General features: G+C 72.0%; 13 protein-coding genes. 9 read left to right on the top strand and 4 right to left on the bottom strand.

The genetic code is table 11. From position 1 onward, the window contains the following. The first annotated feature begins 9 nt into the window (after positions 1-9). Positions 10-852 carry a metal-dependent hydrolase gene (locus tag O7635_RS18625; RefSeq protein WP_278081707.1) on the top strand — a complete coding sequence of 281 codons (843 nt, stop codon included), beginning with the start codon at positions 10-12 and terminating at the stop codon, positions 850-852. Here the strand turns inward: O7635_RS18625 and O7635_RS18630 are convergent. Further along, complete coding sequence (locus tag O7635_RS18630; RefSeq protein ID WP_278081708.1) at positions 840-1,769, bottom strand: SMP-30/gluconolactonase/LRE family protein; 930 nt, start codon at positions 1,767-1,769, stop codon at positions 840-842. The genes O7635_RS18625 and O7635_RS18630 overlap by 13 nt on opposite strands. 53 nt (positions 1,770-1,822) lie before the next feature. On the opposite strand from O7635_RS18630, the gene O7635_RS18635 reads away from it, so the two are divergent. Both O7635_RS18635 and O7635_RS18640 read left to right on the top strand, forming a co-directional pair. After that, positions 1,823-2,263 (top strand): Lrp/AsnC family transcriptional regulator, encoded by a 441-nt coding sequence (locus O7635_RS18635; protein ID WP_278081709.1) that lies wholly within the window; start codon positions 1,823-1,825, stop codon positions 2,261-2,263. A gap of 48 nt (positions 2,264-2,311) precedes the next feature. Further along, positions 2,312-3,364, top strand: coding sequence for a hypothetical protein (locus O7635_RS18640; protein ID WP_278081710.1), 1,053 nt, complete (start codon positions 2,312-2,314; stop codon positions 3,362-3,364). A 1-nt stretch (position 3,365) separates the two neighbouring features. On the opposite strand, the gene O7635_RS18645 is transcribed toward O7635_RS18640, so the two are convergent. Next, a complete protein-coding gene (locus tag O7635_RS18645) occupies positions 3,366-4,433 on the bottom strand; it encodes an SRPBCC family protein (protein ID WP_278081711.1) in 1,068 nt (355 codons plus the stop codon). Continuing rightward, positions 4,430-4,762: a hypothetical protein gene (locus O7635_RS18650; protein ID WP_278081712.1), complete on the bottom strand. Its 333-nt coding sequence runs from the start codon at positions 4,760-4,762 to the stop codon at positions 4,430-4,432. Before O7635_RS18650 ends, O7635_RS18645 begins: the two co-directional genes overlap by 4 nt. A 170-nt stretch (positions 4,763-4,932) precedes the next feature. Here O7635_RS18650 and O7635_RS18655 point away from each other — a divergent pair, with 170 nt between their 5' ends. Together O7635_RS18655 and O7635_RS18660 are read left to right on the top strand one after the other, a co-directional pair. Beyond that, the gene (locus O7635_RS18655) at positions 4,933-5,451 is read left to right on the top strand and encodes a SigE family RNA polymerase sigma factor (RefSeq protein WP_278081714.1); all 519 of its coding nucleotides are present in this window, start codon (positions 4,933-4,935) and stop codon (positions 5,449-5,451) included. A gap of 5 nt (positions 5,452-5,456) precedes the next feature. Further along, entirely contained in the window at positions 5,457-6,317 is an 861-nt protein-coding gene (locus O7635_RS18660; RefSeq protein WP_278081715.1) for a hypothetical protein, read from the top strand. Positions 6,318-6,470: 153 nt separating this feature from the next. On the opposite strand, the gene O7635_RS18665 is transcribed toward O7635_RS18660, so the two are convergent. Further along, positions 6,471-6,938 (bottom strand): NUDIX domain-containing protein, encoded by a 468-nt coding sequence (locus tag O7635_RS18665; RefSeq protein WP_278081716.1) that lies wholly within the window; start codon positions 6,936-6,938, stop codon positions 6,471-6,473. A gap of 117 nt (positions 6,939-7,055) precedes the next feature. On the opposite strand from O7635_RS18665, the gene O7635_RS18670 reads away from it, so the two are divergent. The 4 genes from O7635_RS18670 (at position 7,056) to O7635_RS18685 (ending at position 11,881) form a co-directional block, all read left to right on the top strand. Continuing rightward, the gene (locus O7635_RS18670) at positions 7,056-8,813 is read left to right on the top strand and encodes a cellulose binding domain-containing protein (RefSeq protein WP_278081717.1); all 1,758 of its coding nucleotides are present in this window, start codon (positions 7,056-7,058) and stop codon (positions 8,811-8,813) included. 93 nt (positions 8,814-8,906) lie between these two features. Beyond that, positions 8,907-10,649, top strand: a complete 1,743-nt coding sequence (locus O7635_RS18675) for a PHP domain-containing protein (protein ID WP_278081718.1) — start codon at positions 8,907-8,909, stop codon at positions 10,647-10,649. Position 10,650: 1 nt separating this feature from the next. Next, positions 10,651-11,157 (top strand): hypothetical protein, encoded by a 507-nt coding sequence (locus O7635_RS18680; protein ID WP_278081719.1) that lies wholly within the window; start codon positions 10,651-10,653, stop codon positions 11,155-11,157. Positions 11,158-11,167: 10 nt separating this feature from the next. After that, entirely contained in the window at positions 11,168-11,881 is a 714-nt protein-coding gene (locus O7635_RS18685) for an alpha/beta fold hydrolase (protein WP_278081720.1), read from the top strand. Positions 11,882-11,896 lie beyond the last annotated feature (15 nt).

Here is an 11,896-nt window from a genome sequence, read left to right on the forward strand (position 1 = left end):
ACTGAGTCCATGATGGGCAAGTCGCACGCGCTCTCCGGAGCGGTGGGTTGGTTGGGCGGTTGTGCCGGGCTCGTGGCGGCCGGGCAGGCGGTGTCGCCACTGTCGATCGTGGCCGGTGCGGCCGTGGCCGGCGGGTTCGCGCTGCTGCCCGACATCGACCACCCGGGCTCGACGGTGTCGCGCACCCTCGGCCCGATCACCCGGCTGATCTCGCGGGGCGTCTCCGACGCCGCGGCCGCGTTCGGCAAGGCGACCTGCGACCACTGCGAACGGCGGCCCGGCCAGGGTGGGCACCGGCTGATCACGCACACGGTGCCGTTCGCCCTGGGCGTCACCGTGCTGGCCGCGCTGGCGGGCCGGCTGTGGGGCGTGACCACCAGCATCGTGATCGTCGGCTTCGCCGTCTGGCTGGCCACCCACACCGCCCTGCGGCCCAACACCCGTTCTGAGATCGTCGACGCGCTGATCCCGGGGCGGATCCGCGGCCGCCGGGCCCGGAAATACTCGGCGGCCCTCGGCTCGCTGATCGCCGCCGTCGTCGTCGCGGTGACCGTGCGCGAGGTCGCCGAGCCCGGCGCGAGCTGGTGGTGGGTGGGCCTGGCGGCCGGCTGGGGCACGCTGGCGCACTCGCTCGGTGACTCGCTGACCCACTGGGGCAGCCCGCTGTTCTGGCCGGCCCGGGTCCGTGGGTGCACCTGGCGCACGGTCGGCACACCGCGCTGGATGCGCTTCCGGGCCGGCGGTCCGGTGGAACGCTGGCTGGTCGCGCCGGTGATGGGCCTGGTCGGGCTGGCGGCGGCGTACGTCCTGCTGGCGCCCGTCGCCCGGAACTATCTCGGCTATCTCGGGTAGCGCACGCCGGTGAAGTTGACCCGCAGCGTGTAGACCGACGTGGTCGCGGTGATGAAGAGGTGGTTGCGCTGCGGGCCGCCGAACGTCAAGTTGCTGACGATCTCGGGCACCAGCAGCTTGCCGAGCAGGCCGCCGTCGTCGGGGGAGAAGCAGTGCAGGCCGTCGTGCGCGGCGGCCCAGACCCGGCCCTTGGCGTCGACCCGCAGCCCGTCGAAGGAGCCGTTGTCGCACGTGGCGAACACCTCGCCGCCGGTCAGCTCGGCGCCGTCGCCGACCGCGAACCGCCGGATGTGCTTGCGCCGCGTGTCGGCGATGTAGAGGGTCCGCTCGTCGGCGCTGAAGGCCAGCCCGTTGGGGCGTTCGAAGTCGCCGGCGACCAGCCGCACCTCGCCACCCGGGTCGATCCGGTAGACGTGGCAACCGTCGAGCTCCGGGTCGGCCTGGTTGCCCTCGTAGTCGGTGGTGATCCCGTAGCTGGGGTCCGTGAACCAGATCGACCCGTCGGCCCGCTCGACCACGTCGTTGGGACTGTTGAAGCGCTTGCCCTGATAACGATCGGCGAGGACGGTGATCGTGCCGTCGGGCTCGGTGCGGGTGACCCGCCGGTGGCCCTGCTCGCAGCTCACCAGCCGGCCGGCCCGGTCGACGGTGTGCCCGTTGGTGTAGCCGGCCGGCTGCCGCAGCGCGCCGACCGCTCCCGTCGCCTCGTCCCAGCGCAGCAGGCGGTCGTTGGGGATGTCGCTGAACACCAGGTAGCGGCCCGCCGGGAAGTAGGCCGGGCCCTCGGTCCAGCGGCCGTTGGCGAAGAGCCGCTCCAGGAACGCGTCGCCGTCGGTGCGGCCGAACCGGTCGTCGAGCGGCTCGAAGCGAGCCGGCACCCGGTCCACCTCGCGTCGAACGTCGTATGGCGTAAGCATGCGCGTACCGTATCCTGTTCGGTGTTGTCGGCGGAAGATGGGATGGAGTTCGGATGGACCAGGCGGATGCCATTCTGCTCGCGGAGCTGCAGCGCGACGCGGCGCAGCCCTACAGCGCGTTGGCGGCCGCCGCGGGCCTGTCTACGGCGGCCACCCATGATCGGGTACGCAAGCTGCGTGAACGCGGCGTCATCCGGCGCACCACGATCGAGGTCGACCCGGCGGCCGTGGGCGCGTCGGTGCTGGCGTTCGTGCTGGTGCGCAGCGAGCGCTGGGTCGGCGACGCGGACACCCGCGACGCGCTCGCGGCGATCGAGGAGATCGAGGAGGCGCACGTGATCGCCGGCCCGGCGTCGCTGCTGCTCAAGATCCGCACGACCGGGACGGTGGAGCTGCAGGACGTGCTGCGCCGGCTGCACGGCGTCGGCGGCACCGAGACGATCGTGGTGCTCGAGTCCTTCTTCGCCCGCCCCGTGCGCATCACCCGTCCCTAGCTGGCCGAAGCGGCCGTGGGCGGCGGCGTGCTGCTGAATGCTGGAAACATGGCTGAAAACGGGGTTGCTCCGCATTCGTCCAACGGCCACGACGGCAACGGTCGCGGTGACGTGCCCGTCAGCCACGACGAGGACGTCTTCCTGGACGTACCCAAGCTCCAGGTCGACAAGATCGAGCTCAACGTGGCGAACCTGCGGGCGCGGGTGTCGCTCAACGCCGAGGTGCTCAGCCTGCTCAAGCTCAACGTCGGTGTGGATGCCGCGATCGACCAGGTCCACGTGCTCGTCCAGGGCGTGGAGGCGGAGGCGCAGCTCAAGGTCCGGCTGGAGAACGTCGCGCACATCATCGACAGCGTGCTCGGCACCATCGAGGCGCACCCCGAGATCATCACGCCGCTGGTGGAGAGCGCGGGCCAGGCGGTGCGCGAGGTCGGCCGTGGCGCCGGTGGGGCGGTCCGGGAGGTCGGCAGCGGCGCCGGTGGGGCGGTCCGCGACGTCGGTGGTGGGGCCGGTGAGGCGGTGCGTGAGGTCGGCACCGGTGCTGGCGGCGCGGTGCGGGACGTCGGTGGTGGGGCCGGTGACGCGGTCCGCGACGTGGGTGGCGGCGCCGGCGAGGCGACCCGGGAGATCGGTGGCGGGGCCGGTCAGGCCACCCGCTCGGTCGGCGAGGGCGCCGGCGAGGCCACGCGCGACGTCGGCCAGGGCGCCGGTCGGGCCACCGGCGACGTCGGTTCCGGGGCCGGCAAGGCGGCCGGGGACGTCGGGGCCGAGGCGGGCAAGGCGGCGGGGGACGTCGGTGCCGGGGCGGGCAAGGCGGCCGGGGACGTCGGTGCCGAGGCGGGCAAGGCGGCCGGCGGCGTCGGCGAAGGTGCCGGCCAAGCCGCCGGGGAGGCCGCGGGCCAGGCGCCGCGGGCCGCCGGCGAGGCTGCCGGCGCCGGTAAGCAGGTGACCGAGCACGCGGCCGAGGCCGAGACCGAGGGCGACTCCCCGGACATCTCGGCGGAGTCGACGGTGGCGGCCGACCGCGAGGAGAAGAGCGAGGGCGGTAAGCGGCCGCCGCGGCGCGCCGGGTTGCCCCGGCGCAAGCCGCGGAACTGGTGAGCTAGCTCGCCGCGCGGACGCGGGCGCCGGCCTTCTTCGGCGCGGCCTTCGCGGCCTTCTTGGCGGCATTCGTCGCCTGCTCGGCCTCGTCGCCCTGGTCCTCGTCCTGGCCGGACTCGCCCTGGTCGCCCTGGTCCTGGTCGGCCTGGGCATCCTGGTCGGACTGGTCCTCGGGCCGGTCGGCCTGATCTCCGGCCTGGGCCTGCTGATCGTCGCCGCCCTGGTCCTGGTCGCGGTCGTCGTCCTGGACCACCTCGCCGTCGCGGATCTCGCCGCGCCAGCCCTGCACGCTGTCGGGGTCCAGGATCGTGTCGCGCATGACGTGCCGCACGAAGTGCTTCATCTCCAGGCGGGCCCGCCGGCCGGGCGCACGCCAGAGGTTGCCGGTGCGTTCGAAGAAACCCTGCGGGTGATATTCGAGGACCACGAGGATCCGGGTCAGGTCCGGCGTGACCTCGTGGAACGTGACCGTGCCGTCGACGGAGCCCTTGTCGCCCTTGGACTTCCAGACGATCCGCTCGTCGGGCACCTGCTCGACGATCGTGGACTCCCAGGTGCGGTGCGACCAGAACACCTGGGCCTTCCACTTCATCTTCTCCGGGGCCTCCTGGTCGATGTCCTCGACCTTCTTCATGAAGGAGGGGAACTGCTTGAACTCCGTCCAGGTGTTGTAGGCGACCGACACCGGCACCCCGACCTCGATCGACTCGACGATGTTGGTGACCTTGAGGTCGTTCTTGCTGCCCTTGTCGTCGCCGCCACCGCCGCCGCCGAAGGCCTGTTTGACCTCCTCCTTACCGCCGGTCAGCCCGGCGCCGAGCATCGCCTTGACGGGCGAACCGCCGCCCTTCATCGTTTCCAGGCCCTTGTTGAGCGCCGCCTGGCCCGGACCGCTGCCGCCGGCCGCGTACTCCGTGAGCTTGTCGGTCAGGCCGCCCATCCGCTCGTTGACGCGGTCCATCGCGCGGTCCGCCAGCGCGGTGGCCATGCTCTGCAGCCCTTCGACCAGCTTCCCGGTGACCTTGCCGCCGCCGTTGCTGTTCCCGTTCCCGTTGGCTCCCTGGCTCACTTGTCCTCCCCTCCGGCCCCGGTCTGGCGCATGGCGGCCGCCCGCTCGCTGAGCCGCTCACCGATCCGGTCGGCGGAGCGGGTGACGGCCGTGATCGCCGCCGTCTTGCCGGCGCCACCGAGCTTGCCCACCAGCCCTCCACCGGACCTGCCCTGTTTCTGGGCGTCGCCGCCCTGTTCGCCCCCGCCCTGCGGGCCGCCGTTGCCGCCGCGGAGCGCCCGCCCCGTCGCGGCCGCCGCGCCGAGCATGAGCGCGGCCTTCAGCTTGTGTCGCCGACCAAGGACGTATCCGGCGCCGACCGCCAGCGCCGCCTTTCCACCTGGCTTCATGATGCTTGCCTCCGTCGTACCGCCATCTCGGTCGTCTACCCCCAGGCTTAGCGGCGAAACGCGGCGTACGTCCGGAAGGCCGCCTTTGTCGATTGCGGTCGATCTCTGAGTCGTGGAGAGAGTCCTGTGGCGCGAGGCAACTTTCCGGGATGCCGAGCCGTGGTAGGTGCGTGACGGACCACACCACGCCCCTGTCCGCGGCGGACGCGTCCTACGTGGCATTCGTCGAGACGGCCTGGCGACGCCATATCCGGCTGGCCATGCTGCTCACCGGCGATCGGCTGCGGGCCGAGGAGCTGCTCCAGGACAGCCTGGTCAGGATGTACGAGCGCTGGCGCAAGCTGTCGCGGCTCGACGACCTGCACGCGTACCTGCGCCGCTCCCTGGTCAACAACCACACGTCCGGCTGGCGCCGGCGACGCCGGGAGAGCCTCGTCGCCGACCTCCCCGACCGCGCGGGCCCCGGCGTCGACCTCGACCCGGCCGCGGACGAGCTTCGCCGTGCGCTGCTCGCCCTGCCGCCCAGACAGCGGGCCGTCGTGGTGCTGCGCCACTACGAGGACCTGTCGGAGCGGGCGGTCGCCGAGCTGCTGGGCTGCTCGGTCGGCACGGTCAAGAGCCAGCACTCGCGGGCCCTGGAAAAGCTTCGGCAACTCGTGGAACAACCCACCTACAGCAGAAACAGGTGAACCGAATGAACAACCTCGACGAGCGCCTCGCCGACGGGTTGCACGGCATCGTCGACGGCGAAGGCGACTCCGCCCCGCCGGTCGGCACGCTGCTCGAGCGGGGCCGGCGCGCCCGGCGTCGCCGCAGGTCCGCGATCGCGGGCTCGACGCTCGCGGTGGTCGCGCTGGCGGCGGTCGGTGTGGCGGCGGTCGCCCAGCCGAGCCCGGTCGGCGAGCGCACCGCGGCAGCCACGACCCCCACCGGGTCACCGCAACTGCGGTTGGCCTCGGCCTTCGAGACCAGCAAGGACATCAGCTACCGGATCCGGGTGACCACCGGCGAGCTGACCTACGAGGGGGCGTTCGACCCGCGGACCGACACGGGGTACGTCCGGGTGCCGCTCGACGACTCGGTGATGACCGAGCTGCTGGTCGACGGCACGCGGTACGTCGGCGGCGAGCGGCCCCAGGGCGAGCTGCCGCCGGACAAGGACGGGCCGGGCGAGACCTACGGCCGGTACGGCCAGTACCCGGGCCGGCACGACCACCTGTCGCTCGTCGCCGAGGCCGGCACCGTCCTGGGCGCCGCCGCACCCGATCCGGCCGCGCTCGGGGAGGCGCTCCGGCAGGCCGATGCCACGGTGACGGAGAACGGCGACGGCACCCTGCACTTCGCCTACCGGGTCGAGCGCGCGGACGGCTCCAACGCGGTCGCCGGCGACGTCACCCTGGACGCCGACGGCCGGATCGGCAAGGTGACGCTCACGGACACCTGGCAGTCGACGGTGAAGAACAGCACGGGCACGTCGACCGCGACCCTCGACCTCTTCGACTACGGCGTCGAGGTGCGGGTCGACCGCCCGACCGACGTCGTCCCGGCCAACTGACCAACCCCTGGGAGGGCCGCCACGGCGGCCCTCCCGCCTCCTGCTGCGGTCCCGGCGAGCGCTTCTGCCCGCTCGCGGCGGCAAACGCCGCAAGCGTCCCCAGCGCCGGCCTGCCGCGGTATGTCAGGAGCGAACCAGGCCTGGCGGAGCTGGTCAGCCGGCTCGGCTGACGTCTTCGACCGCCAGGTGGTGGAGGTAGCGTGACTGGTCGAGCCAGCTAGTCCGCAGCAGGGGGCCCGCCTCGGTCAGCGGCACGAAGCGGCAGGTGACCGGCAGGCCGGTGTCCCAGGCGGCCGGATCGCCGATCACGGTGTGGGTCCAGGCGTCGCGGGGCTCGTCGGTCTCCAGATGGAAATAGAGCGCGATGAACGGGTTTCCGTTGCCGTAGTGGTCGAGGTCCGTGCCGACCAGCCCGCGGTGGACGAGCGCGCCGCTGATGCCGGTTTCCTCGATCGCCTCTCGGACCGCGCCGTCGTCGGGGCGCTCGCCCGGGTCCACGCCACCGCCCGGGACGTGGTGGCCCGCCTCCGGTCGCGTGGGATAGGCGAAGACCAGCAGCTCGACTCCCGCGGGGCCGGATCGGGTCACATAGGACGATGCCCGTACGCGTGGCTTCTGCACCGCTCGGGTCTACCGTGCGCCCCGCGACGCCGGCAATCCGGTTTTCTCGAACGGGGGCTTTACAGGAACAGTTAACAGTCTTAATAATTGGGCACCCATCGATATGTGGAGGCCCGCATGCGTCGTACCAGATCGATCGTCATGGGTTTGGTCGCGATCGTGGCCGCCGCTGCCGGCGCCGTCGCGATCGCTGGCAGCGCCGCGGCGGCGGGTCCGACCGCCACGTTCACCAAGGTGTCCGACTGGGGGTCCGGGTGGGAGGGGCGCTACACGGTCAGCAACGGCGGCACGACCGCGCTGACCTCGTGGGCCGTCGCCTTCGACCTGCCGGCCGGCGCCAACGTCACCACCTTCTGGGACGCGGACCTGACGCGGTCCGGGCAGCGGTTCACCTTCCGCAACAAGTCGTGGAACGGCAGCGTCGCGCCGGGCGCCTCCGTCTCCTTCGGATTCAACGGGTCCGGTGCGGCGACGCCGACCAACTGCACGCTCAACGGGGCCTCCTGCGGTGGCGGTGGGCCGACGACGCCGCCGACCTCGAACCCGCCGACGTCGAACCCGCCCAACCCGACCGTTCCGGGCGCGCCCGGTTCGCCGCGGGTCACCGGCACGACCAGCAGCTCGATCTCCCTCGCCTGGAACGCGCCCACCGGCACCGTGAGCGGCTACCGGATCTACGAAGGCAGCGCGTTGCGGGCCACCGTCAGCGGGACCAGCGCCACCATCGGCGGCCTGGCCGCCAACACGACGCACACCTATGCCGTCGCCGCCTACAACAGCGTCGGTGAGGGCGCCCGCAGCGCCGGTGTGACCGGCACGACCAACGGGACCACCCCGCCGCCCACCGGCCTGCCCAAGCACGCGCTCATCGGCTACCTGCACGCGAGCTTCGCCAACGGCTCCGGGTATTTGCGGATGGCCGACGTGCCCGCCGACTGGGACATCATCAACCTGGCGTTCGGCGAGCCGACGAGCGTCACCTCCGGCGACATCCGCTTCCAGCTCTGCCCGGCCAGCGAGTGCCCCGGCGTCGAGACCGAGGCCGAGTTCATCGCGGCCATCCGCGCCAAGCAGGCAGCCGGCAAGAAGGTGCTCATCTCGATCGGCGGCCAGAACGGCCAGGTGCAGCTGACCACGACGGCGGCCCGCGACCGGTTCGTCAGCTCCGTCGCCGCCATCATCGACCGGTACGGCCTCGACGGGCTGGACATCGACTTCGAGGGCCACTCGCTGTCGCTCAACACCGGCGACACCGACTTCCGCAACCCGACCACGCCGGTGATCGTCAACCTGATCTCCGCGATCCGGACCCTCAAGCAGCGGTACGGCACGCGCTTCGTGCTCACGATGGCCCCGGAGACGTTCTTCGTCCAGCTCGGCTACCAGTACTACGGCTCCGGCCCCTGGGGCGGGCAGGACCCGCGCGCCGGCTCGTACCTACCGGTGATCCATGCCCTGCGCGACGACATCACGGTGCTGCACGTGCAGGACTACAACTCCGGGCCGATCATGGGGCTCGACAACCAGTACCACACCATGGGCGGCGCCGACTTCCACATCGCGATGACCGACATGCTGCTCGCCGGCTTCCCGGTGGCGGGCAACACGGCCAACGTCTTCCCGCCGCTGCGCGAGGACCAGGTCGCCTTCGGCACCCCGTCGTCGGTCAGCGCCGGCAACGGTTACGTCGCACCGGCCGGCGTGCAGCAGGCGGTGAACTGCCTGGTCAGGGGGCAGAGCTGCGGCGGCTACACCCCGCGCAGCGGCACCAACCCCAACTTCCGCGGCCTGATGACCTGGTCGATCAACTGGGACAAGTTCTACAACTGGGAGTTCCGCCTGGCCCACGAGCCGTTCCTGAACTCCTTGCCATAGCTGAGAATTCATGTAAGGAGCGCTCAGGGAACACTTGACGTTCTTCGCCCTCCGTGATGTTGGCCGACGGCACGCCAGTCATCAGGAGGACACATGGGCCACGGCCATGGGCACCACCACCACCATCATGACGAGGTCGGGAGCGGCGGCGGCGACCTGCCCGCCGCTCTCGACCTGTCGACCCCGGACGAGGAGCTTCGCCCGGAGGACCGGACCCGTCGCGCGTTCCTGCGCCGGGCGGGCCTGCTCGGCGCGGGCGTAGCGGCCGCGGGTGCGTTGGCGGGTGCCGGCGTCAACGCTCTGCCGGCTGCCGCGCACGGCCGGGACGACGAGCACGGCGGCGGGGACGACAAGGACGGGAATGACGGCAAGAGCGGCAGCTTCAGGTGGCTCGCCGGTGACCACCACATCCACACGCTCTACAGCAGCGACGGGCTGTACCGGGTCGTCGACCAGGTCCAGCACGGCCGGGCGTACGGCCTGGACTGGATGGTCATCACCGACCACGGCAGCGCGGCGCACGCCAAGATCGGCGTCGAGAAGGTCAACCCCGACATCCGCAACGCGCGCGAGGCGTTCAAGGACACCCTGGTCTTCCAGGGTCTGGAGTGGAACATCCCGGCGGCCGAGCACGGCACCGTGTTCGTGCACCCGGGCCGCAACGAGGTCTCGGTCCTCAAGGAGTTCGAGAACTCGTTCGACTCGAGCGTCAAGGGCGCCGGCGACTCGACGCCGGCCAACGAGGCGCTGGCGATCTCGGGCCTCAACTTCCTCGAGGACGCCGTGCGGCGGGGCAAGGTCGAGCACGCGCTGTTCCTGGCGAACCACCCGGCCCGCAACGGCATCGACTCGCCCCACGAGGTCCGCGGCTGGCGCGACGCCGCCCCCGGCATCGCGATCGGCTGGGAGGGCGCGCCCGGTCACCAGGCGGCCGGCCTGTCCAAGGCGAACGGCGGCCCCGGCAGCGCCCGCGGCTTCTACGGCAACAGCCCGTCGGCCAACTCGTTCCCGTACCCGCTGGAGAGCTACCGCACCTGGGGTGGCTTCGACTGGTTCACCGCGACCGTCGGTGGCCTCTGGGACAGCCTGCTCGCCGAGGGCAAGCCGTGGTGGATCACCGCGAACTCGGACGCGCACACCATCTTCCTGGAGACCGCGGTCCGGGGCAGCACCGACTTCAACGCACTCGGCCACTACTTCGACCCGGTGCACGGCGGCACGATCAACACCACCAACGGTGACTTCTGGCCGGGCTACTACAGCAAGACCCACGTCGGCGCGACGACCGACAGCTACAAGGCCGTGATGGACGGCCTGCGGCTCGGCCGGGTCTGGGTCGACCACGGTGGCCTGCTGGCCGGGCTCGACATGCGGGTCCGCAAGGCCGGCGACCGGTCGCGCGACGGCGGCACGCCCCTGGGCGGGACCGTCTCCGTCAAGCGGGGCACCGCGCTCGAGCTGGTCATCTCGATCGACCTGGCGGTGCTGCCGAACTTCGCGGAGTTCGTGCCGAAGCTGGCCCGCGTCGACGTGATCCGGGGCAAGGTGACCGGCCGCGTCCAGGACAGGGACACCTTCACCACCCCGAACACCCGCGTCGAGAAGTCCTTCGAGGTCGGCGCGGGCCAGAAGAAGGTCTCCTTCACGTACGCCCTCGGGCGCGCCGACAGCTCTTACTACGTGCGGGTCCGGGGCACCGACGGCAACCGCGTCGCGCCGGGTTACCTCGGCACGTCGGTCGACCCGCACGGCCCGGCCATCGACGTGGTCGGCGACGCGGACCCGTGGGCCGACCTGTGGTTCTACACCAACCCCATCTTCGTCGAGACCCACTGACATGATCCACGTCGGATTCGACCGTGGCGACAGCGACGTGCGGGCGGCGGAGCACTGGCTCGTCGAGCTGATCGGCGACCAACGGGACCGCGTCGTCGCCTGCACCCACCTGTTGCGCGTGCCGAGGCCGCACGTGGCGTTCAGCATCGCGCTGCCGTCGGGGGTCGAGGTGGACCTGCCACCCGTTCCCGGCGGCCTCGCCGACGCGGCGGCCCTGGCCCGGGAGGAGCACCTCTCGGGGCAGGGCGGCCGCGCCTTCGCCTACCCGGGCCGCGACGCCTGCGTCGGCGTGCTGAGCGTCGCGGAGCTGGTGGACCGCAGCGCGATCGAGCGGGTCACCGTCATGGGCGGCGCGCCCGCGACGCCGGACACGCTGGTCGAGACCCGGGACCATGTCCGTCCCCTGTGGATGGCGGGCCGGCTCACCCTGGTCACCCTGCCGCACGTCGGCGGCCGGATCGCGCCGTTCGAGATGCCGGCGGAGATCCCCTGCTGCGCCCTGCACTAGGGTGGCGAGGATGGCGGAGTTCGTACTCGTCCCCGGCGCGCGGCTCGGGGCCTGGGCGTGGGCCGACGTGGTGCCGCAGCTGCGCGCGGCCGGCCACGGCGCCCACCCGTTGACGCTGTCCGGCCTCGCCGAGAAGCGGGGCGTGCCGGCCGGCCAGCAGACCCACGTGCGGGACATCATCGACGAGGTCGAGCGCCAGGACCTGCGCGACGTCGTCCTGGTGGGACACAGCTACTCGGGCATCCCGGTCGGGCAGGCCGCCGAGCGGATCGGTGACCGGCTGGCCCGCGTGGTCTTCCTCGATTCCAGCGTTCCGGTCGACGGCGAGGCGTTCGTCTCGGCCTGGCCGGACGACGGCGCGGCGATGGCGGCACTGTTCGCCGCGAACGGCGGGTTCTGGCCGGTCCCGCCCGCGACCCACTTCGCCGGTCACGGTCTCACCGACGAGCAGATCGCCCGGATCGTCGCGGGCGCGACGCCGCACCCGGGCGCCACCCTGACCGAGCCCGCCAGCCTGGCCGGGTCACTCGGCGAGCTGCCGGCGACCTACGTCCACTGCCTGCTCCCGGGCGACGAGCTCGACGACGACGTGCGCGAGCTGCTGACCAGCGAGCGCTGGCGGCTGGTCACGATGGAGACCGGTCACTGGCCGATGTTCTCCCAGCCCCGCGAGCTGGCGGGGATCCTGCTCGACGCGGCGGAGCGGCATCCACTGATCGGTTGACCCGGCGAATCCACC

The organism is Asanoa sp. WMMD1127, assembly GCF_029626225.1.
GTDB lineage: Bacteria > Actinomycetota > Actinomycetes > Mycobacteriales > Micromonosporaceae > Asanoa.